At 73.2% G+C, this 20,957-nt stretch carries 24 protein-coding genes; 19 read left to right on the top strand and 5 right to left on the bottom strand.

The window, feature by feature from the left end:
* Positions 1–2 precede the first annotated feature (2 nt).
* From ACFYVL_RS06525 to ligD, 3 genes are all read left to right on the top strand, one after another.
* Positions 3–1,316 (top strand): NAD(P)/FAD-dependent oxidoreductase, encoded by a 1,314-nt coding sequence (locus ACFYVL_RS06525; protein ID WP_389241814.1) that lies wholly within the window; start codon positions 3–5, stop codon positions 1,314–1,316.
* A gap of 73 nt (positions 1,317–1,389) precedes the next feature.
* Positions 1,390–3,261, top strand: coding sequence for a transketolase (locus ACFYVL_RS06520; RefSeq protein WP_389241680.1), 1,872 nt, complete (start codon positions 1,390–1,392; stop codon positions 3,259–3,261).
* Positions 3,258–4,196 carry a non-homologous end-joining DNA ligase gene (ligD, locus tag ACFYVL_RS06515; protein ID WP_389241679.1) on the top strand — a complete coding sequence of 313 codons (939 nt, stop codon included), beginning with the start codon at positions 3,258–3,260 and terminating at the stop codon, positions 4,194–4,196. The genes ACFYVL_RS06520 and ligD overlap by 4 nt, the downstream gene beginning before the upstream one ends.
* A 186-nt stretch (positions 4,197–4,382) precedes the next feature.
* On the opposite strand, the gene ACFYVL_RS06510 is transcribed toward ligD, so the two are convergent.
* Positions 4,383–5,837, bottom strand: coding sequence for an MFS transporter (locus ACFYVL_RS06510; protein ID WP_389241678.1), 1,455 nt, complete (start codon positions 5,835–5,837; stop codon positions 4,383–4,385).
* A gap of 93 nt (positions 5,838–5,930) precedes the next feature.
* Here ACFYVL_RS06510 and ACFYVL_RS06505 point away from each other — a divergent pair, with 93 nt between their 5' ends.
* From ACFYVL_RS06505 to ACFYVL_RS06455, 11 genes are all read left to right on the top strand, one after another.
* Positions 5,931–6,272, top strand: a complete 342-nt coding sequence (locus ACFYVL_RS06505; protein ID WP_389241677.1) for a gas vesicle protein — start codon at positions 5,931–5,933, stop codon at positions 6,270–6,272.
* 188 nt (positions 6,273–6,460) lie between these two features.
* Positions 6,461–6,880, top strand: a complete 420-nt coding sequence (locus tag ACFYVL_RS06500; RefSeq protein ID WP_389241676.1) for a gas vesicle structural protein GvpA — start codon at positions 6,461–6,463, stop codon at positions 6,878–6,880.
* The gene (locus ACFYVL_RS06495; RefSeq protein ID WP_389241675.1) at positions 6,877–7,593 is read left to right on the top strand and encodes a GvpL/GvpF family gas vesicle protein; all 717 of its coding nucleotides are present in this window, start codon (positions 6,877–6,879) and stop codon (positions 7,591–7,593) included. Before ACFYVL_RS06500 ends, ACFYVL_RS06495 begins: the two co-directional genes overlap by 4 nt.
* A gap of 6 nt (positions 7,594–7,599) precedes the next feature.
* The gene (locus tag ACFYVL_RS06490) at positions 7,600–7,845 is read left to right on the top strand and encodes a gas vesicle protein GvpG (protein ID WP_389241674.1); all 246 of its coding nucleotides are present in this window, start codon (positions 7,600–7,602) and stop codon (positions 7,843–7,845) included.
* A 70-nt stretch (positions 7,846–7,915) separates the two neighbouring features.
* Entirely contained in the window at positions 7,916–8,698 is a 783-nt protein-coding gene (locus ACFYVL_RS06485; RefSeq protein WP_389241673.1) for a DNA primase, read from the top strand.
* Entirely contained in the window at positions 8,691–9,941 is a 1,251-nt protein-coding gene (locus ACFYVL_RS06480; protein ID WP_389241672.1) for an SRPBCC family protein, read from the top strand. Before ACFYVL_RS06485 ends, ACFYVL_RS06480 begins: the two co-directional genes overlap by 8 nt.
* Positions 9,938–10,324, top strand: coding sequence for a gas vesicle protein (locus ACFYVL_RS06475; RefSeq protein ID WP_389241671.1), 387 nt, complete (start codon positions 9,938–9,940; stop codon positions 10,322–10,324). Before ACFYVL_RS06480 ends, ACFYVL_RS06475 begins: the two co-directional genes overlap by 4 nt.
* Complete coding sequence (locus ACFYVL_RS06470; protein ID WP_389241670.1) at positions 10,321–11,226, top strand: GvpL/GvpF family gas vesicle protein; 906 nt, start codon at positions 10,321–10,323, stop codon at positions 11,224–11,226. Before ACFYVL_RS06475 ends, ACFYVL_RS06470 begins: the two co-directional genes overlap by 4 nt.
* The gene (locus tag ACFYVL_RS06465; protein WP_389241669.1) at positions 11,223–11,438 is read left to right on the top strand and encodes a gas vesicle protein; all 216 of its coding nucleotides are present in this window, start codon (positions 11,223–11,225) and stop codon (positions 11,436–11,438) included. The genes ACFYVL_RS06470 and ACFYVL_RS06465 overlap by 4 nt, the downstream gene beginning before the upstream one ends.
* Entirely contained in the window at positions 11,435–11,740 is a 306-nt protein-coding gene (locus ACFYVL_RS06460; protein ID WP_389241668.1) for a gas vesicle protein K, read from the top strand. Before ACFYVL_RS06465 ends, ACFYVL_RS06460 begins: the two co-directional genes overlap by 4 nt.
* A 95-nt stretch (positions 11,741–11,835) precedes the next feature.
* Positions 11,836–12,816 carry a cation diffusion facilitator family transporter gene (locus ACFYVL_RS06455; protein ID WP_389241813.1) on the top strand — a complete coding sequence of 327 codons (981 nt, stop codon included), beginning with the start codon at positions 11,836–11,838 and terminating at the stop codon, positions 12,814–12,816.
* Here the strand turns inward: ACFYVL_RS06455 and ACFYVL_RS06450 are convergent.
* From ACFYVL_RS06450 to ACFYVL_RS06440, 3 genes are all read right to left on the bottom strand, one after another.
* On the bottom strand, positions 12,773–14,281 hold the full coding sequence (locus ACFYVL_RS06450; protein ID WP_389241667.1) for a bifunctional phosphatase PAP2/diacylglycerol kinase family protein: 1,509 nt from the start codon (positions 14,279–14,281) through the stop codon (positions 12,773–12,775). The genes ACFYVL_RS06455 and ACFYVL_RS06450 overlap by 44 nt on opposite strands.
* 111 nt (positions 14,282–14,392) lie before the next feature.
* Complete coding sequence (locus tag ACFYVL_RS06445) at positions 14,393–14,845, bottom strand: CBS domain-containing protein (protein ID WP_389241666.1); 453 nt, start codon at positions 14,843–14,845, stop codon at positions 14,393–14,395.
* A gap of 151 nt (positions 14,846–14,996) precedes the next feature.
* The gene (locus ACFYVL_RS06440) at positions 14,997–15,383 is read right to left on the bottom strand and encodes a DUF2795 domain-containing protein (RefSeq protein WP_389241665.1); all 387 of its coding nucleotides are present in this window, start codon (positions 15,381–15,383) and stop codon (positions 14,997–14,999) included.
* Positions 15,384–15,763: 380 nt separating this feature from the next.
* Here ACFYVL_RS06440 and ACFYVL_RS06435 point away from each other — a divergent pair, with 380 nt between their 5' ends.
* The 3 genes from ACFYVL_RS06435 (at position 15,764) to ACFYVL_RS06425 (ending at position 17,294) form a co-directional block, all read left to right on the top strand.
* On the top strand, positions 15,764–15,967 hold the full coding sequence (locus tag ACFYVL_RS06435; protein WP_389241664.1) for a hypothetical protein: 204 nt from the start codon (positions 15,764–15,766) through the stop codon (positions 15,965–15,967).
* A 1-nt stretch (position 15,968) separates the two neighbouring features.
* Positions 15,969–16,229 carry a DUF4235 domain-containing protein gene (locus ACFYVL_RS06430; protein WP_389241663.1) on the top strand — a complete coding sequence of 87 codons (261 nt, stop codon included), beginning with the start codon at positions 15,969–15,971 and terminating at the stop codon, positions 16,227–16,229.
* 273 nt (positions 16,230–16,502) lie between these two features.
* Positions 16,503–17,294 (top strand): RNA polymerase sigma factor SigF, encoded by a 792-nt coding sequence (locus tag ACFYVL_RS06425; protein WP_389241662.1) that lies wholly within the window; start codon positions 16,503–16,505, stop codon positions 17,292–17,294.
* 12 nt (positions 17,295–17,306) lie between these two features.
* Here the strand turns inward: ACFYVL_RS06425 and ACFYVL_RS06420 are convergent, their stop codons facing one another.
* Positions 17,307–18,560, bottom strand: coding sequence for a PAS domain-containing protein (locus ACFYVL_RS06420; RefSeq protein ID WP_389241661.1), 1,254 nt, complete (start codon positions 18,558–18,560; stop codon positions 17,307–17,309).
* A 74-nt stretch (positions 18,561–18,634) separates the two neighbouring features.
* On the opposite strand from ACFYVL_RS06420, the gene ACFYVL_RS06415 reads away from it, so the two are divergent.
* Together ACFYVL_RS06415 and ACFYVL_RS06410 are read left to right on the top strand one after the other, a co-directional pair.
* The gene (locus ACFYVL_RS06415; protein ID WP_389241660.1) at positions 18,635–19,348 is read left to right on the top strand and encodes an ANTAR domain-containing response regulator; all 714 of its coding nucleotides are present in this window, start codon (positions 18,635–18,637) and stop codon (positions 19,346–19,348) included.
* Between the two features lie 343 nt (positions 19,349–19,691).
* Positions 19,692–20,954: an aminotransferase class I/II-fold pyridoxal phosphate-dependent enzyme gene (locus ACFYVL_RS06410; RefSeq protein WP_389241659.1), complete on the top strand. Its 1,263-nt coding sequence runs from the start codon at positions 19,692–19,694 to the stop codon at positions 20,952–20,954.
* Positions 20,955–20,957 lie beyond the last annotated feature (3 nt).

Raw genomic sequence — 20,957 nt, 5'->3', positions numbered from 1 at the left:
TCGTGGTCGTCGGCGGCGGCTTCGCCGGGCACCGGGCCGCCCGCACCGTCTCCCGGCAGACCCGGGGCCGGGCCGAGGTCGTCCTGCTCAACCCCACCGACTACTTCCTCTACCTGCCGCTGCTGCCCCAGGTCGCCGCCGGAATCCTGGAACCGCGCCGGGTCAGCGTCTCGCTGACCCGTACCCTGCCCGGCGTACGCCTCGTGCTCGGCGAGGCCGGACGGGTCGACCTGGAACTCCGCCGGGTGCACTACACCGACCCCGAGGGGCGCGCCGGCGCACTGTCGTACGACCGGCTGGTGCTGGCCGTCGGCAGCGTCAACAAGCTGCTGCCGGTCCCGGGCGTCACCGAGTACGCCCACGGCTTCCGCGGCCTGCCCGAGGCGCTGTACCTGCGCGACCACCTCACCCGGCAGATCGAGCTGTCCGGCAGCACCGACGACCCCGCCGAGCAGGCGGCCCGGCGCACCTTCGTGGTCGTCGGGGGCGGTTACACCGGGGTGGAGGTCGCCGCCCAGGGCGCGATGTTCACCGACGCGCTGGCCCGCGAGCAGGGCGACGGCACCCCGCAGCGGCGCCCCCGCTGGCTGCTCCTGGACATCGCCCCGCGCGTCCTGCCCGAACTCGACGAACGGCTCTCCCGCACCGCCGGCAAGGTGCTGCGCGAGCGCGGCGTCGACGTACGCACCGGCACCTCCGTCAAGGAGGCCACCGCACAGGGCGTGCTCCTCGACGACGGCGAGTTCGTCGCCACCCGCTCGCTCATCTGGTGCGTGGGGGTGCGGCCCGACCCGCTCGTCTCCGACCTCGGCCTGTCCGTCGAACGCGGCCGGCTGCTGGTCGACCCGCACCTGAACGTGCCCGGACACCCGGAGATCTTCGCGTGCGGCGACGCGGCAGCCGTGCCCGACCTGACCAGGCCGGGGGAGTTCACCCCGATGACGGCCCAGCACGCCACCCGGCAGGGCAGGGTCTGCGGCCACAACGTCGCCCTCTCGCTTGGGCCCGGCCAGCCGCGGATGGAGCGGTACGAACACCACGACCTCGGCTTCGTCGTCGACCTGGCCGGCGCCAAGGCCGCCGCCAACCCGCTCGGCGTGCCGCTGGCCGGGCCCCTCGCCGGAGCGGTCACCCGCGCCTACCACCTCGCCGCGATGCCAGGCAACCGGGTCCGGGTCGTCGCCGACTGGGCGCTGGACGCCGTACTGCCGCGCCAGGCCGTCCAGTTGGGGCTGGTGCGCTCCTGGTCGGTGCCGCTGGACACCTCGGCGCCCGAACTGGCGAGGGTGCCGGGCCGACCGGGTACGGCCGGCTGACGAACCCCCAGGACCCGCGGCAGGCCCGTACGCCCCGTACGGCGGGCCCCGCACCGAACAGCAGAGGAGAGACATGCCCACCGAAGGCCTGACCGCGACCGAACTCACCGAACTCGCCCAGCAGCTGCGGGTGGACTCCGTCCGCGCCACGGACGCGGCCGGGTCCGGACACGCCACCTCGTCGATGTCCGCGGCCGAGATCGGCGCCGTGCTCCTGGCGAACCACCTGCGCTACGACTTCGACCGCCCCGACCACCCCGGCAACGACCACCTCATCCTCTCCAAGGGCCACGCCTCGCCCCTGCTCTACTCCCTCTACCGGGCGGCGGGCGCGATCACCGACGAGGAACTGCTCACCTTCCGCAGCCGCGGCAGCCGCCTGGAGGGCCACCCCACGCCGCGCCTGCCCTGGGTGGACGTGGCGACCGGCTCCCTCGGGCAGGGACTGCCGGTCGGCGTCGGCGTGGCACTCGCCGGCCGGCGGCTGGAGCGGGTCCCCTCCCGGGTGTACGTGATCAGCGGGGACAGCGAGATGGCCGAGGGGTCGGTGTGGGAGGCCGTGGAGCACGCCGCGGGCGAGAAGCTCGACAACCTCACCCTGATCGTGGACGTCAACCGGCTCGGCCAGCGCGGCCCCACCCGGCACGGCCGCGACCTGAGTGCCTACGCCCGCCGGCTGAAGGCGTTCGGCTGGCACACCGTCGAGGTGGACGGGCACGACACCGAGGCGCTGGACGCGGCGTTCAAGGAGGCCCGTGCGACCGAGGGCCGCCCCACCGCCGTCCTCGCGAGCACCGTGAAGGGCAAGGGGGTGCACGAGGTCGCCGACCAGGAGGGCAAGCACGGCAAGCCGCTCCCGGACGCCACCGCGGCCATCGCCGAACTGGGCGGCGTACGGGCGATCCACGTCGACGTCGCGAAGCCGACGGCCGCCCGCACCCTGCACGCGGTGCCCAGCGGACACCTGACGCTGCCGCGCTACGAGCCCACCGCCTCCGGCGGCGAACGCGTCGCCACCCGCGACGCGTTCGGCGAGGCGCTCGCCGCGCTCGGCTCGGCGCGCGGCGACGTGGTCGTCCTGGACGGCGAGGTCGGCGACTCGACCCGCGCCGAGTACTTCGCCAAGGAACACCCCGACCGGTACTTCGAGTGCTACATCGCCGAACAGCTCCTGGTCGCCGCGGGCGTCGGCATGCAGGTGCGCGGCCGGGTGCCGTACGTCGCCACCTTCGCCGCCTTCCTCACCCGCGCCCACGACTTCCTGCGGATGGCCGCGATCAGCCGGGCCGACCTCAACGTGGTGGGCTCGCACGCCGGGGTCGCCATCGGCGAGGACGGGCCCTCCCAGATGGGCCTGGAGGACCTGGCGATGATGCGCGCCGTGCACGGCAGCACCGTCCTGTGCCCGTGCGACGCCAACCAGACCGCGAAACTGCTCGCCGCCACCGCCGACCTCAAGGGCATCCGCTACCTGCGCACCAGCAGGGGCAAGAGCGACGTCCTCTACGGTCCCGACGAGGAGTTCCCGGTCGGCGGCTCCAAGGTGCTGCGGCGCGGTGAGCACGACCGGCTGACCCTGGTCGCCGCCGGGACGACCGTGCCCGAGGCGCTGGCGGCGGCGGACCTGCTGGCCGCCGACGGCATCGAGGTCCGGGTCGTCGACCTCTACTCCGTCAAGCCGGTGGACGCGCAGACGCTGTGGACCGCGGCCGAGGAGACAGGCTGCCTGGTCAGCGTGGAGGACCACCACCCCGAGGGCGGGCTCGGCGACGCCGTCGCCGAGGCGTTCGCCGACGGCCGGCCCGCCCCGCGACTGGTCCGGCTCGCCGTCACGGGCATGCCGGGCTCGGCGACCCCCGCGGAGCAGCTGTACGGTGCCGGGATCGACGCGGAGTCGGTCGCCACGGCCGTACGCCTGCTGGTGGAGAAGGCGGTGGTGCGATGAGCGGCCGGGCCGGTACGGACCCGGACGGCACCCGGGACGTCCGGGCGGGGCGGCGCACCGTCACCGTGCACCGGCCCGACAAGGTGCTCTTCCCCGACCCCGGCATCAGCAAGGCCGACCTGGCCGCCTACTACCGCCGGATCGCCATGTTCGTGCTGCCGCAGGTGCGCGACCGGCCGCTGATGCTGGAACGCCACCCCGACGGGGTCGGCGGGCCCCGCTTCCTGCAGAAGGACACCCCGGACGGCTACCCCGACTGGGTGCGGCGCAAGAAGGTCGACAAGGAGGGCGGCACGGTGCGCCACGTGGTCTGCGACGACAGCGCCACCCTGGTGTTCCTGGCCGACCAGGCCGCGCTCGTGCTGCACAGATGGCTGTCCAGGGCCGACCGGCTGCCCTGGCCCGACCTGCTGGTGTTCGATCTCGACCCGCCCCGGGACGACTTCGCGGCGGTCCGCGACGCCGCCCGCCGGCTGGGTGAACTGCTCGACCAGCTGCACCTGCCCTCGGTGCTGATGACGACCGGCTCCAAGGGGCTGCACGTGACGGTGCCGCTGAACGGGCACGCCACGTTCGAGGAGTCCCGGGGCTTCGCCAGGGAGGTCGCCGAGACGCTGGCCGAACGCCACCCGCAGACCCTGACCACGGCGGTGCGCAAGCGCTCCCGGGGCAACCGGCTGTACCTGGACGTGCAGCGCAACGGGTACGCGCAGACGGGGGTGGCGCCGTGGTCGCCCCGGGCGCTGCCGGGGGCGCCGGTCGCGGTGCCGATCTCCTGGGAGCAGCTGGAGGACCCGGGGGTGACGGCGCGGACGTGGTCGCTCGGCGACGTGGAGGGCGTGCTGGAACAGGCGAAGCGCAATCCCTGGGCAGGCGTGCTGACCCGCGGCCGCGCCCTGGGCCCCGCCCGCAAACGCCTGAAGACGGTGAACTAGCGGCCTCGCGGCATGGGGCCGCCCTTTCCCATCCCCACCCCCGTCCCGCCCCCTTGGGCGGCAGGGCCGCCCGCTCGCTCCCCCCGCCCCCTTGGGCGGCGGGGCCGCCCCCCGGGGGCGGAACGGGCGGGCAAGGGGGCGGCCCCCGGCGGAGCCGCACACCCCCCCGCCCAAGCAACCTCCGCGCTACCTCACCGCACTAAGCGGCGGCGCGATCGACTCCAGGCTCCTGCGCTCGCTCTTGACGCCCAGCACCGACTCCACCAGGCCGGCGGCCACCATCAGCCCCGCCCCGATGCAGAACGCCAGCGTCGTGTCCCCCGGCTTCCCGCTGCTGACCAGCCCGTTGAAGAGGATCGGCCCGGTGATGCCGCCCAGCGCCGTGCCCACCGCGTAGAAGAACGAGATGCACATCGCCCGCGTCTCCAGCGGAAATACCTCACTGACCGTCAGATACGCCGAACTCGCCCCCGCCGAAGCGAAGAAGAGGACCACGCACCAGCACGCCGTCATCGTCGTTGCCGTCAGCGCCCCGTTCTGGAACAGCATCGCCGTGCCGAACAGCAGCAGCCCCGACAGGATGTACGTCCCGGCGATCATCGGCACCCGGCCCACCGAGTCGAAGAAGTGGCCGAGGACCAGCGGCCCGAGCAGGTTGCCGACCGCGATCACCGCGAAGTAGTACGCCGCCGAACCCGTCCCCACCCCGAAGAACTTGTCGAGGATGACCGCGTACCCGAAGGTGATCGAGTTGTAGAGGAACGCCTGCCCGACGAAGAGCGACAGCCCGAGGACCGCCCGCTTGCGGTACTGCGAGAACACCGTCCGCATGATCTCCAGGAAGCCGATCGACCCGCGCTGGCGGACCGTGATCTCCTCCTCCGGCTGCGGGAGCGGCTCACCGGTCTCGTCGTGGACCTTCTGCTCCACCGCCGTGACGATCCGGTCGGCCTCCTCCTCCCGGCCGTGCACCATCAGCCAGCGCGGGCTCTCCGGGACGTGCCGCCGGACGAGCAGGATGACCAGGCCGAGGACGACACCGATGGCGAACGCCAGCCGCCAGCCCACGTCCTTGGGGAAGAGGTCGGTGTTCAGCAGCGCCACCGAGGCGAGTGCGCCGATGGCCGCACCGGCCCAGAAGGTGCCGTTGATGATCAGGTCGATGCGCCCGCGCAGCCGGCTCGGAATAAGTTCGTCGATGGCCGAGTTGATCGCCGCGTATTCACCGCCGATGCCCAGACCCGTGACGAATCGGCATACGAAGAAGAACCACGCGGATTGCGAGAACGCGGTCGCCGCGGTCGCCGCCAGATAAACGGCGAGAGTGATCAGGAAGAGCTTCTTGCGGCCGAAGAGATCGGTGAGGCGGCCGAAGACCAGTGCGCCGACACACGCCCCCGCCACGTAAAGCGCGGCGGCGGTCGTCGTCACCTGTGCGGTGGTGATCTCGATTCCGCTGCCCTCTTCGGCGAGCCGGACGACGATATTGCCGACGATGGTCACTTCCAGGCCATCGAGGATCCACACCGTGCCGAGCCCGATGATGATCCTCCAGTGCCAGGGGGACCACGGCAGCCTGTCCAGCCGCGCCGGGATGCGCGTGCGGACCTCCGGGAACGCCCTGCTGTCTGTGGTTGTCATGGCGCGACGAGTACCCCACAGCGAATCGAACAACGCTCCGCCGTGCGGGGTTTGCTCCAGACGTGTCGGGTTACCCGGACCCCCGAGGCTGACATGGCAAATACATCAGAGAACACTCCCAGGAAATCACCGGCCAAAACCAGCGGAGAACAGCGCGAAGAACCGAAAAGGGCGCGCAAGCCGGGCCCGATGCAAGTGTTGCGCGCGGCCCGCGAGCAGATATCGGAACTCACCGGAATGCCCGCGGAATCGGTGTCCTCCTTCGAGCAGACGGAGGACGGCTGGGCGCTCCGGGTGGAAGTGCTCGAACTCGAACGCGTCCCGGACACCATGAGCCTGATCGCCTCCTACGAGGTCCAGCTGGACCCGGACGGCGAGCTCACCGGATACCGCCGGGTCGGCCGCTACGAGCGTGGCCGGGCCGACAAGAAGTAGCCGCCCGGACGCACCGGGAAGAGAGCGGTGCACACGGATGCGCGCGGTGCGCACGCAAGAGAGCAGTGCACACGGAAGAGAGCAGTGCGCACCAAAGTGAGCGGCGCGCACGGATGCGAGCAGTGCGCGGGCAAGCGCGCAGCGAAAGAGGAAGCAGCAGCCCCAGAAGAGAAGGAGGACCGGTCGCGATGACCGTAGTTCCGGCACAGCAAGGTGGCGGCGGCGGAGGCACCAGTGGCCTCTACGACGTCCTGGAACTCGTCCTGGACCGAGGTCTCGTCATCGACGCGTTCGTCCGGGTTTCCCTGGTCGGCATCGAGATCCTGAAGATCGACATCCGTGTCGTGGTCGCCAGCGTCGACACCTATCTGCGCTTCGCCGAGGCGTGCAACCGCCTCGACCTGGAGACCGGCGCCAAGAAGCCCTCGGGGCTGACCGACATCACCGGCGACATGATGGAGAAGGGCGCGTCCGGCAAGACCAAGGGCGCCCTCTCCGGCGCGGCCGAGACCATCTCCGGCGCCTTCCAGCAGGCCCGTGAGGAAAGCAGCCAGTCGAAGCCGCGGGCCCGTCGCACCACGACGCGCCGGAAGGAGGAGCAGGAATGAGCACGTACGTCTACGGCATCACCAGGGCCGCCCACCCCGGGCTGCCCGAGCGGATGGGCGGCGTCGGCGACCCGCCGCGCCCCGTCCGGCTGATCAGGACCGGTGAACTGACCGCCGTCGTCAGCGAGGCCCCGGAGGACCTGCGGCCCAAGCGGCGCGACCTGCTCGCCCATCAGAGCGTGCTGTCCGAGGCCGGATCGAGCGGCGCCGTACTGCCGATGCGCTTCGGCAGCGTCTCGCCCGACGACGAGGCGGTGAACACCGTCCTCGCCGAGCGCGAGAAGCACTACCTGGAGCGGCTCGACGCCCTGGAGGGCAAGGTCGAGTACAACGTCAAGGCCACCCACGACGAAGAGGCCGTCCTGCACCACGTGCTGGCCGAGAACGCCGAACTGCGCACCCTGAACGAGGCCAACACGGCTGTGGGCGGCGGCAGTTACGAGCAGAAGCTGCACTTCGGCGAGCGCGTCGTGGCCGCCGTGCAGCAGCGCGAGAAGCTGGACGCGCAACTGGTGCGCCAGGCCCTCGAAACGGCCGCGGTGGACGTCAGCCCCGGGCCCGAGAGCACCGGCTGGCTGGCCAACGTGTCCTTCCTGGTGGGGCGCGAGGACGCCGCCGCCTTCAGCGACGCGGTGGACGCGCTCCAGCGCGAGGCACCGCACCTGGTGCTCCAGGTCAACGGACCGCTGCCCCCGTACAGCTTCGTGGAGTGAGCCGCCGTGGGTCTCCTGGGAGAGCTGCTGCTGCTTCCGCTGGCCCCTGTCCGCGGCACCGGCTGGGTGCTGCGGCAGGTGGTGGCCGAGGCGGAGAAGCAGTACTACGACCCGTCGGCCATCCAGGGCGAACTCCGGCGTCTCGAAGGCCTCCTTGAGGCGGGCGAGATCGACGAGGCGGAGTTCGACCGCCGGGAGGACGAACTCCTCGACCGGCTGGAGCAGAAGCAGCGCATGGCACCCCCGCGCTGACACACCGCCGCACCGACCTCGATCCGGACCGCGGTCCGGGTCCGACACCCGACCGGAAAGCAGGAGCGACATGAACAACAGGCTGGGCCTGGGGCTCGCCGTAGGAGCGGGCTATCTGCTGGGGCGGACGAAGAAGCTGAAGTTCGCCTTCGCCGTCGGCACGTTCGTCGCGGGCAAGAAGCTGCAGCTGAGCCCGAAGGCGCTGATGGACTTCGCGTCCTCGCAGTTGCAGAACAACCCGCAGTTCAAGGAGCTGGGCGACCAGCTGCGCGAGGACATGCGCGGCGTCGGCAAGGCCGCCACGGGGGCGATCATCAACCGTCAGCTCGGCGGTCTCGCCGACCGGCTGCACGACCGCACCCTCAACGTCCAGGACAGGGTCGCGGGTGTCGTGCCCGACATCACCAGCCTGAAGGACGAGGACAGGGACAGGGAAGAGGAGTACGACGAGGAGCCCGAGGAGGAGACGGCGGAGCGCGAGCGGCCCCGGCGGCAGAGCCGCGCCAAGAAGACGGAGTCGTCCGGCGACCCGTCCGGCTCCCGGCAGTCCCGCTCCTCCGGCTCCTCCGGTTCGTCCGGCTCCTCCTCCGGCTCCTCCCGCTCCGCCGGTTCGGGGTCCGGCTCCCGGCAGGGCTCCTCCCGTACCGCGGGCTCCGGCTCGTCCCGCTCCGGCTCCGGCACCCGTACGGCGGGCAAGACCGCCTCCGGTACGGCGAAGAAGACCGCGTCCGGCACCGGAACGGCGAAGAAGACCGCCTCCGGCACCGCCCGCAGGACCGCCTCCGGGGCCGCGGGGAAGACCGCCGGAGCAGCGAAGAAGACCGCATCGAAGGGAGGCCGGAGCCGTGGCTGACGTCAAGGACACCGCCAAGGGCCTCACCGGCGCCCTGAAGCCGGACAGCGAGGTCACCGACCGGCTGAAGCAGGAGCTCCAGGGATACCTGGCCGCCCAGGCCGAACGCCTGCTGGTGGGCGCCGGCCGCAAGCTGGGCGAGTCCACCGTCAAACTCACCGACATAGCCGAGGGCCGCAGCCCCGGGTTCGCCAAGCTCGCCCTGGACGGCGGGCGCAAGCTCGCCGAGGGCAAGGGCCCGGTGCGCAGCGCCGTCGAACTCGGCGCGAGCCACCTCAAGGACAAGGCCAAGGACGCGGTGTCCGGGCTGTTCGGCGGCGGCAAGGGCAAGCGCAAGAAGGGCGGCGGCGGAGGCAAGCCGATCGTCATCCTGGAGTCCGTGGACGTCGGCGTGCCCGTCCGGGTGGCCTACGACCAGTGGACCCGCTACGACGACTTCTCGACCTTCGCCAAGGGCGTCAAGAGCGCCACCACCGCCGACGACACCACGTCCGACTGGAAGCTCAAGGTCTTCTGGTCCAACCGCAGCTGGAAGGCGCACACCACCCAGCAGGTGCCCGACGCGCGCATCTCCTGGACGTCCGAGGGCGCCAAGGGCACCACCAAGGGCGTCGTCACCTTCCACCCGCTGGGCGACAACATCACCCGCGTCCTGCTGGTCATCGAGTACTACCCCAAGGGCCTGTTCGAGAAGACCGGCAACATCTGGCGCGCCCAGGGCCGGCGGGCCCGGCTCGACCTCAAGAACTACGCCCGGCACATCTCCATGAAGGGCGACATCGACGACGGCTGGCGCGGCGAGATCCAGGACGGCGAGGTCGTGAAGACGCACGAGGACGCCGTCGCGGAGGAGGAAGAGGCCCGCGCGGAGGAAGAGGGGCAGGACACCGGGGACGAGACGGAGGACAGGGACGAGCACGAGCCCGACGCGGAGCACGACGAGCACGAGGAGGACGACGAGCACGCGGCGGAGCACGACGCCGAGGGCGAGTACGACGAGGACGAGGGGGAACCCGAGGGCGAGTACGAGGAGGAGGGCGAACCCGCCGAGGAGGACGAGGGCGAACCCGAGGCCGAGTACGACGAGGAAGAGGGCGAGCCGGAGGCCGAGTACGACGAGGAGGCCGAGGAGGAACCCGAGGCCGAGTACGAGGACGCCGAGCTCGTCGAGGACGACGAGGACGACGCGGACTCCCGCAAGCAGCGCGAGTACGCCGAATCCGGAGACAGGGGCCGCCGATGACGACCGCCGCCAGACTGCCCGACCCGTACGGTTCCGGAGGCGGGGCCAACCTCGCCGACATCCTGGAACGCGTACTGGACAAAGGCGTGGTCATCGCGGGAGACATCAAGATCAACCTGCTGGACATCGAGCTCCTCACGATCAAACTGCGCCTGATCGTCGCCTCGGTCGACAAGGCCAAGGAGATGGGCATCGACTGGTGGGAGGACGACCCGTCGCTCTCCTCCGGCGCCAGGCGCCGCGAGATCGCCGCGGAGAACGAACGGCTGAAACGCCGCATCGCCGACCTGGAGGCCGGGGCCGAGGACTCCGTCCGCGCCCGGGACCAGGAGAGTGAACGGGAGCTTGAAGCCGCTCCCGACGGGAACACGGGAAAGGCATGACAGCCACTACGGACACCACAGGTACGGGCCCCTTTCCCGAGGCGGAACTCGTCTACGTCTACGCCGTGACCCGCCCCTTCGACGGGGTCGTCCCCGACGGGGGCGGGCGCGGCCTGGACGGCGAACCGCCCCGGCTGCTGCGCCACGGCGAACTGGTCGCCGTGGTCAGCCCGGTGCCGGCCGCCGACTTCGACGAGGCGCCGCTCAAGGCCCACCTCGAAGACCTCGACTGGCTGGCCGCCACCGCCCGCACCCACCAGAACGTGATCACCGCCCTGACCACCGTGACCAGCCCGCTGCCGCTGCGGCTGGCGACCGTGTGCCGCGACGACAGCGGGGTGCGACGGCTCCTGGAGTCCGGGCACCACCGCTTCGTGACGGCCCTGGACCGGCTGGAGGGGCGCATCGAATGGGGGGTCAAGGTGTACGCGGCGACCCCCGGGCCGCCCGCCGCCCACGAGGCCCCGGCAGCGCAGGACGGTGCCCCGGCCCCCGACGCGGGCGCCCCCGGCGCCGGGCGCAGCTACCTGCGGCAGCGCCTCGCCCAGCGGCGCAGCCAGGAGAGCGCCTCGCACCGCGCGGACGCGCTCTGCCGCCGCATCCACACCGAGCTGTCGCACACCGCCGAGCACGCGCTGCTGCACCGCCTCCAGGACAACCGGCTCTCCGGCCGCAGCGGTCAGAACATCCTCAACGCCGCCTACCTGGTGCCCCGCGCACAGAGCGAGGCCTTCGTCGAGCAGGTGCGGGCCCTCACCCCCGAGGGCCCCGACGGCGAGGGCGTACAGGTCGAACTGACCGGGCCCTGGGCCCCGTACTCCTTCGCCGACATCGGGGACGAGGCCCCCGCGCAGCAGGGGGAGGAGGACACGGCACGACGACAGGAGGGGGAGCCGGCGTGAGCCACTACAGCGACGACCACGACGTCGACGCACTCGCCCAGCGCGAGATCGCCCTGGTCGACCTGCTCGACCGGCTGCTCGCGGGCGGCGTGGTGCTCGCCGGTGACCTGACCCTGCGGATCGCGGACGTCGATCTCGTACGCATCGACCTCAACGCGCTCATCAGCTCGGTCAGCGAGAACGTGCCGTCCCCCTTCGAGGAGCTGCGATGACCACCGAAGAAACCACGTCCGAGGAGACCCGCCGCCGGGTCGAGATAGACGCCGACACCGTCGAACGCGACCTGGTGAAACTCGTCCTGACCGTCGTCGAGCTGCTGCGCCAGCTGATGGAGCGCCAGGCGCTGCGCCGGGTGGACACCGGAGAGCTCACCGAGGAGCAGGAGGAGCGGATCGGCATGACGCTGATGCTCCTGGAGGACCGGATGGGCATCCTGCGCGACAGGTTCGGGCTGGAGCCCGAGGACCTCAACATCGACCTGGGGCCGCTGGGCCCCCTGCTGCCACGGAACTGACGACGGTGACCGACAACAACTCCACACCCGGGCCGGCCCGCGAGGACGAGCACGGGGGCGGGCCAGGGGACGGCCCGGCCGACCGCAGGACGCGCATCACCATCCTGGTCGCCCTGGGGGCCAACCTCCTCATCGCCGCCGCCAAGGCAGTCGGCGGCCTCCTCGCGTCCTCGCCCGCCCTGCTGTCCGAGGCCGCGCACTCCGTCGCCGACAGCATCAACGAGATCTTCCTGCTGGCCGCGCTCCGCCGCAGCCGCCGCCCCGCCGACCGCCAGCACCCCTTCGGCTACGGCAAGGAGCGCTACTTCTGGTCGCTGCTCGCCGCCGTCGGCATCTTCGTGCTCGGCGCCGGATTCTCCTTCTACCAGGGCGTCGAGGCCCTGACCACGCCGCCGGCCGGCGAGTCCACCCGCGGCTACGTCGCCGGTCTCGCGGTGCTCCTGGTGGCCCTCCTCGCCGAGGGCACCTCGCTCGTCCGCGCCCTGTGGCAGGTCCGCAGGCAGCCCGGCAAGGGCCTCGGCGAGGACCCCGCGCTGCGCACCGTCGTCGCCGAGGACAGCACCGCCGTGATCGGCGTCCTGGTCGCCATGACCGGCATGGTCCTGCACATGGTGACCCACCGGGTCGCCTACGAGGCCGTGGCCTCGCTCGCCATCGGAGTGCTCCTGGTGTACGTCGCCTACCGGCTCGGCTCCGACGCCCGCGCCCAGCTCATCGGCGAGGCCGTCGACCCGGAACTCGACGAGGGAATCCGCGAGTTCCTCGCCGCCCAGCCGGAGATCGACCAGGTGGCCTCGCTGCTCACCATGCGGCTGGGCCTGGAGTCGACGCTGGTGGCGGCCCGCATCGACCTGGTGCCCGGCCTCGACAGCGAGCGGGTGGAACTGGTCTCCGAACGCATCAAGCGGACCATACGGAAGACCTGGCCGGAGGCCGACCAGGTCTTCCTGGATGTCACGGAGGCGCCGACCGACGTGGACGGCGCCGGGGAGATCCTGCCCGACGACCGGACGGCACCTGCCTCCGTCCGTGCTACAGGGGACTGCGCACGCCCGGCAGCGGACGGTACACGGTGAGCGCCTCGTCCGCCTTGTCCACCACGAACGCCTCCGGCGCGGGCGCCACCTCACCGTCGTACGCCAGCAGCGTCCCCGGTTCGACCCCCGCGATCCGCAGCCGTCGCATCCGGCCCGCCGCGTGCAGCGGCGACCTGCTCAGCGGCCCGGACACCGCCGCCAGCAGCAGCCGCAGGCCCGGCAGCCTGCCGCCGTGCACCACCCGGACGTCGAGCAGACCGTCCGCGAGGTCGAACCGGCGGCCCGGCGTCGGCCCCATCCGCTGGTAGAGACCGTTTCCGGCGAACAGCATCCACATGCCGCGCCGCTTGCCGCGCACCTCGGCCGTCAGCGGACGCTCGCCGCGCAGCACCTCGAAGGCGGCGAGCACGCCCGCGGGCCAGCCGCCGATCCGCGGCGACCAGTGCTCCCGGATGCGCACCAGCTCCGGGTAGACGCCCAGGCTGAAGGTGTTCAGGAAGTAGCCGGGGGTGCCGTCGCCGTTCGGGCCCGGGGTGAAGCGGCCGAGGTCGACCTTGACCGCGTCGCCCTCCGCCAGGGCGCGGCAGGTGTCCTGGACGGCCTCGATGCCCAGGTCGTACGCGAAGTGATTGAGGGTGCCGCCGGGGAAGACGGCCAGCGGGACCCCGGCGCGGGCGGCGGCCACCGCGGCCCGGTTGACCGTGCCGTCGCCGCCGCACACACCGAGCGCGCGGGCGCTCTCCACGGCCTTGTCCAGCTCGGCGCACAGGTCCTCGGGGTCCACCTCGCGGACCTCGGCGGCGGGCAGCGCGTCCCGGACGAGGGCGGCCTTGGCGGCCGAACTGCCGGACGCCCGGTTCACCACGACCACCAGGTCCTGCCCGTCGGGCAGCCGGGGCGCGTCGGTGTGCGGCCGGCCGGGGGAGGGCAGCTGGTCGCGGGTCGGCACCAGGCCCCGTACCGCGAAGGCGGCACCCACGCCGAGCGCGGCGCCCACCAGGACGTCGCTGGGGAAGTGCGCGCCCGTGTAGATCCGGGACAGCGCGACCGCGCCCGCCACCGGAGCGACGGCGGCGCCCCAGCCCTGGGACTCCAGGGCGACACCGGTCGCGAACGCGGCGGCGGACGCGGAATGGCCGGACGGGAAGGAGGTGGTGACGGGCTGCCGCTTCAGCTGACGGATCAGCGGTACGGCGTCCAGTACGGGCCGGGTGCGGCGTACGGAGCGCTTGCCGACGGTGTTGACCGTCGCCGACGCGAGCGCCAGGGAGGCCACGCCGCGGACCGCGGCCCGGCGGGCGCGGGTGCTGCCGCCGAACGCGGCCATCCCGGCCGCCGCCCCGAACCACAGCAGCCCGTGATTGGCGCTGTGGCTCAGCCGGGGCAGCAGCCGGTCGGCGCCCGGCCAGTGGCGGGCCGCCACGGCGTGGAACACGGCGTGGTCACGGGCGGTCAGCCAGTCGGCGACACGGCGGCCGACGGCACGGGCGGGAGCTTGGGACATGGGCTCTGACATGGCACCCGGTTACCCGCCGCGGCGGGTCCGAACCGGGGCCGGGCTCCGCCGGGCCGGTGGCCGGGGCCGGCCGGTACCCGGCGGCCGGTCCGGACCGGGTCAGATCAGGGCCGTCGGGCTCTCGCCTGGCTCTTCGTTGTCCGGGGCCGCCCGGCTGATCTGGGCCAGCGCGGACCCCGGGTCCTCGCTCTCGGCCAGGTCGCCGAGGCTCACCACGCCGAGCGGGCGGCCGTCCTCGACCACGGGCAGCCGCCGCACCGCGTGCTCTCGCATCAGCCGCACCGCCGTCGTGATCTCGTCGTGGGGGCCCACGCACACCGGGGCGGGCGTGCACACCGAACGGACGCTGACGGCCAGCGGGTCCACCCCGTCCGCGACCGCCCGCAGGGTGATGTCCCGGTCGGTGATCACCCCGATCAGCCGGTTGTCCTGCGCCACCAGCACATCCCCGATGTCCTGCGCGCGCATCAGCTGGGCGGCCTCGACGAGCGAGGCGTCCGGCCGTACGGCCGCGACCCCCGCCGTCATGACTTCCCGCACGAACTGGGCCATGGCACTCCGCCTCTTTCCTGCGTTCCGGCACTTCCTGGGGTTTTCGTGGTGCCGCCGCAGTACCCCTCAGCGCAGCCGCCATGCCTCGCCCGGGGCCGCACCGGGCGCCCGCCCGCACCCGGGCGGGGTGCCGGGTGCGGGTCCGGTCGGCTCAGGTGCGGGCCCCGTCGGGCACGGCGGCCACCGCTATCGCCTGGACGTTGTCGAACACCGACCCCTCGGGCAGGGCCGCCACCACCTCGCAGAGCCGGTCCGGCGCGTGCCCGTGCCGCAGCATCGCCACCACGGCGTCCCGGTCCGCGGGGAACTGCGTACGGCTCAGGTGCCGGGCCAGCTCGAACCTGACCTTCTCGAACTCGCCGTCCGGCCCCGGCCTCGGCGCCATGTCCGAGGCCAGTTCGGGATCGTCGTCCGCCACCGGCTCCGGATCGCTCCACTCCTCGGTCCTGGTCGGATGACCGGAGCGCAGCAGGCCCTGGAGCTCCTGCTTCATCTCCTCGTCCTGACGCCGGCTGACCCGGTCGCTGCCTCGCTGCATGAATGCATCACTCCATGATCTTTCGGGTGTGCGGGGCGGGTACCCGGCAGCAGCACGCCAAACACCGGCCCGCCTTCCTGGATCCCAACTTGCCTCCGGGGAGAGGGGTTTGGGGCCGCCGAACGGGGAAACCCGGAAAGCGGCCGCACGGCCACTGGGATAGGGATGGGCTCCGGGCGCGGACCCGCGACCGTCAGGGACGGCGGTGGCGGACTCCGCGCCCGGAGTGGGTTTCCCGGCCCGCCGTGCGCGCGGTGGGCCGGGCGCGAGGCGTCGGGATGCGGCCCCGGCGGCGGGCCGGGCGGGTTTACCGCCGGTGAGCGGGGTCACCCGGAGTGCGCACAGGCCCGTACCACCACTTTCCACGGAAGGACGGGGCCATGGCGCTCCTGGCCGTTCTGCTGCCCGTGTTCATGCTCGGCGCGATACTCGCGCTCGGCCGTCTGGAGGACATCCTGTTCGCCCCGCCGGCGGCCGAGGGCGCAGAGCGGGCGGCCCGCCCCGGCCGCCACGCCAGGAAGACCGCACGGAAGCGGGCCACACCGGCGGTTCGCTTCGGCCGCCACGCGAAGGAAGGAGTCTGACGTGGGCAAAGTGCTCTACAAGCCGCTCGGAATGATCTTCGGCATGGCGGGCGGCATGCTCGCCGGAGCCGCGTTCCGCAAGACCTGGAAGGCGGTCACCGGCGAGGACGACGCCCCGGACGGGCTCGACCGGGACCGCCGCTGGCGCGAGATCCTGCCCGCCGTCGCCCTGGAGGGTGCCATCTTCGCCGTCGTCCGTACGACGGTGGAACGCGGCGGCGCCACCGCAGTGCGCCGGCTCACCGGCTACTGGCCGGGCTGAAACCGCAGGCCGGCGGGGTCCGGGCGGCTTGTCGGCCCGCCCGGACCCCGCCCCGCGGACATGGCGCCGGTCACAGATCCACCCGCTGCCAGTTTGCCCCGCGTGCGCAGGGGCAGGCGAACCCCGTGCTTCGGACCGGAGGCACGTCCGTGGGAGCGGTGGCAGACGCTCCGGGCGTGTGCTGTGCAATCCGGCGGGCACTCGGTTCCGGCTCCTCCTCCCAACGGTGACACCCATCCGTCTGCACCGTTACAGAGGTTCAGGAGCTCCACGATGCGCACTCGTACGCCAGGCAGGCACCCGCACGACGACGCCCCCGACACCTCCGCCGAGTTCCAGCGACTTGCCGGACTGTCCGAGGGGTACGAACGCGAGGTGATCCGGCAGGAGATCGTCAACGCGTGGCTGCCGATGTCCGAGCGGCTGGCAGGCCGGTTCCGCAACCGCGGCGAGTCCCTGGAGGACCTGCGCCAGGTGGCCGCGCTCGGCCTGGTCAAGGCCGTCGACCGGTACGACCCGGAGCACGGGGCCGCTTTCGAGAGCTTCGCCGTGCCGACCATCACCGGTGAGATCAAGCGGCACTTCCGCGACCACATGTGGACCCTGCACGTGCCGCGCCGCGTCCAGGACCTGCGCAACCGGGTGCGCACCGCGCACCAGGAGCTGGCCCAGACGATGGTCGGGCGCTCCCCGACGGTCGCCGAGATCGCCGCCCAGGCCGGGATGAGCGAGCCCGAGGCGCTCGCCGGGCTGGAGGCACTCGACTCGTTCACCGCCCTGTCCCTCGACGCGGAACTCCCCGGCAGCGAGGACGGCTACTCCCTCATCGACGCCATCGGCGGGGCCGACCCGGCGCTGGACGTCGTCGTCGACCGCGAGGCCGTCAAGCCGGGCCTGCGGCAGCTGCCGGAGCGGGAGCGGAAGATCCTTTACATGCGGTTCTTCCGCGACATGACGCAGAGCAGCATCGCGGAGGACCTCGGCCTCTCCCAGATGCACGTGTCGCGGCTGATCAGCAGGTGCTGCAACCAGCTGCGGACGCAGGCGCTGAAGGAAGCGGCGTGAGCGGGGCCGGGGTCAGCCCCGGCCCCGCCCTGTCCGGTCCGCCGGAGCGGACCGGGCGGCGGCTGCCAGCGCCGTGTGACGCGCCATCACGTCCACGGCCCGCCCCTCGGCCATGGAGAACGCCCGCCGGTTTCCCGTACGGAACAGCGTCAGCACCCCCTGGACGGGCCCCGGAGGCGACCCCGCGGCCCGGTCCGCCGGAGCCGACAGCGGGACGCACACCAGCGAACTGACCGAGGCCCGCACCAGCATCGGCAGCCCGGCCGCGTCCCGGCCGAACCCCTCGGTGTCCTCGGGGCTCACCTGGAGCGAGCCGGAGGCGCCCCGGGCGGCCTCCACCACCAGCGGGCAGTTGCAGGGATCCTGCGCGGCGAGCCCGTCGCGCAGGATCTCCCGGTCGCCCCCGCTCCGTACGTCGTCCTCGTGTACGTCGTCGGGGGCGCCGAGCACCGCGATCCGGCGCAGCGTGCCGCCGCCCGCCAGATCCACCACCACCCAGTCCGCGAACCGGCCCGCCAGCACCTGGGCGGCGGTGCGCAGCACGCTCTCCCGGCCGCCCGCGGGGGCGCGCAGCAGCGCGGATGCCATCGCGTCGATCAGGTCGATCAGCTCCGCGTGCCGGGTCGCCTCGGACAGGTCGGGCAGCGACCGGCCGGCGCTCTCCGTCCCCGTACGCGCGCGGGCCGCGCCGACGGTCGTTCCCGGCTGGAGGACGACGAGCACCGCCGGGTGCGGTTCGTCCGGCGGGCGCAGCGCCGTCAGGGTCGCCAGCAGGGGTTCCGACGGCCGCTGCTGGAGCCGTACGGTCAGCCCGCGGTCGCCCTCGCCGCGGGCCACGGCCGCCGTCTGCGAGCGGAACGCGGCGCGGTCGCCGGGACCGAGCAGCGATGCCAGCGGGCGTCCGGTGGCGTAGCCGGCCCGGACGCCGGTGAGGCCGGTGGCGGCGAAGTTCATCCGGCGTACGACGGTGTCGCGGTCCACCAGGGCGACGGCCAGCGGCAGCCGCTGGAACAGGGATCTGAGCAGCTGCCGTTCCTGCCGGTCGGCGACGGCCGAGACGCTGAGGGCGCTGTCGGGTGCGGCATCGCCCCTGACGAGCCGTTCGTAGCGCGGCCACAGCTCGTCGGCCGCGTACTGGAGTTCGAACAGGGAGGCGTCCAGCGCGGACGGGCGTTCCTCCGGGGGGAGCGAACGGGCGGTGCGCAACTCCGCGACCCGGCGGACGAAGTCCGCCAGTTCCTCGCCGAACTCGTCCCGCTCCGTCATGGGGCCAGCGTAGCCACGGGAGCGGTTTTGCGGCCCGGACGCAGGGAAATCGCACAGAGAGGAGGCGTTGTGCGATGCAACCCGAACCGGACTGCCGGGCACCGGAACCAGTCTCCGTCGCCCGCACCCTGAGCACCCTGGCCGAACAGTCCACCCGCTGCACCGCCGACTGCTGCGGGGCGGTGACGACGCTCATGCACAGCGGGCCGCAGACCGCCTCGGCGGCGGGCGCGGCGGACGCCGAACGGCGGACCGCGGCCACCCACCCGGACCTGGCCACGCTCGCCTCCGTCCAGCTGGACCGGGGGGAGGGGCCCATCCCCACCGCACTGGAGCGCGGCGAACCGGTCGACGCGGCGGACCTGCTCGCCGACGACCGGTGGCCGGAGTTCCGGGCACTGGCCATCGACTCGGGGGTACGGGCCAGCCTGACCCTGCCGTTCTGCCGGGCCGGCATCGAGGTCACCCTCAGCCTCTACAGCTTCCGCCCCGGGGGACTGGCCGCGGTGGAGCACGGCGCGGCCGTGATCCTCGGCGAACAGGCGACGGCGGGACTGGTGCGGGAGCGGCGGTTCCACGAGGCGCTGACGGAGGTGGGCCAGCTCTCCCACGCGCTGCGGTCGCGGCCGGTGATCGACCGGGCGAGCGGGATCGTGATGCACGTGCTGGGCTGCGACGAGTCCGAGGCGTTCGCGTTCCTGAAGAAGGTCTCGCAGCAGACGAACCGCAAGCTGGTGGACGTGGCCGAGCGGGTGGTCGGCAGCCGGGGGAGGGCCCTGCACGGCTGACCGGGATCCGGGGGCCCTGCAGGGCTGAGCGGAGTCCACAGCCCCGGAACCGTACGCCCCGTGCGGGGTGGTGTGACCGTCCTGTGTGGGCCGGGGCCTGCCCTGTGCGGCCGGTGGGTCAGTTGCGCGTGGGCCGGGGGCCGTCCCCGTGCGGCCGGTGGGTCCGATTCGCGTGGGCCGGGGGCCTTTCCCCGTGCGAGAGTGCTTGATCGTCCCGCTTCGCCCCGGTGCGTCCCCGCGCGGGCTCCCCGCGTCCGTCCTCGTGCGGGCCCACCCAACCCCCTTTATAAAGGGCCTTGGGGGTACGACCCCCGCGCAGGTATCCCACCCCCGAGAGGCCCCCATGCAGCGGACCCTCCCCGAGGACCAGGGCCGGGTCGGGCACGGGCCGCCCGATCCGCCCCCGGGCCTTTCCGTCCTTCCGGAACTCGCCGCCGCCCTGGCCTCCGCCACCACCCGCACCGCCCCCGAGCCCCCGGGCGGCGGAGCGGCGCTGCGGACCGCCGCCACCGGCCACTGGCTGCGGCGCGGGCTCGGCGTGGAGCCGTCCGCGGTGGTCGCGGCGCCCGGCGCGCCCCCGCTCCTGTTCGCCCTGATGGCCGCCGTCGGCGGAGACGTTCTGCTGCCGCGCCCCTGCCCGGCCTGGTGGGCCCCGCAGGTGCGCCTGCTGGCGGGCGGCGCGCACGGCTCGTTCCACGTGCCGACCCCGGCCGAGTGCGGCGGCGTGCCCGACCCGTACGCCCTGCTGGAGACCGTCCGCAGGCTGCGGGCGGAGGGCGGCGATCCGCGCGTCCTGCTGCTGTCCGTCCCGGACGACCCGACCGCCACCGTCGCCCCGCCCGAGGTGGTGCACCAGGTGTGCGAGGCCGCGCTCGCCGAGGGGCTGGTCGTGATCAGCGACGAGACCTGGCGCGACACGGTGCACGGCACGCACCCGGACCCGGACCGCGACCCGGGGCCGGGCTCGCGGGAGCCCGTCTTCGTCAGCCCCGCCGTGATGTTCCCCGACCACGTCCTGGTCCTCGCCGACCTGGCGGGCGCCCTGCTGCCCACCGCGTGGCGCGTCGCCGTCGCCCGGCTGCCGGACACCGCGCACGGGGCCCGCCTCGGCGCCCGCGCCCTCGACGTGCTGGTCGCGCTCGGGGCCACCGTACCGGCCCCGTTCGCGGAGGTCGCCGCGTACGCCCTGCACGACCCGGAGCCGGTCGTGGCCCGTGCGCGGGCCGCCGCCGCGCTGCACGCGCGGGTGCAGCACGCCGTCCACCGGGCGGTGCTGGACGTCGGTGCGCTGGCCCGGCCGCCGACCGCGGGACGCTGCCTGTACGCCGACCTGGACCCGCTGCACGAGGGACTGGCCGCCCGTGGCGTCACCGACGCGATGGAACTGGAGCAGTACCTCACCCGGCGCCTGGGAACCCCTGTTCCCGGGGGTCACCGGTTCGGGGACCCGCTGGGCTCGCTGCGCGTGCGGATCTCGACGGCGCCCCTGCTCGGGGCAACCCCGCAGCAGCGCGCGGAGTCCCTGTCGGCGGAGGAACCGCTTGAACTGCCGCATCTGGAGCAGGCGTTGAACCACCTGGGCGCGGCCCTCGCCGAGCTGGGCTGATCC

It is taken from the genome of Streptomyces sp. NPDC004111 (genome assembly GCF_042874215.1).
Lineage (GTDB): Bacteria > Actinomycetota > Actinomycetes > Streptomycetales > Streptomycetaceae > Streptomyces.
The sequence above is the reverse complement of the archived record's forward strand: the minus strand, read 5'-3'. Positions and strand labels throughout refer to the sequence as shown.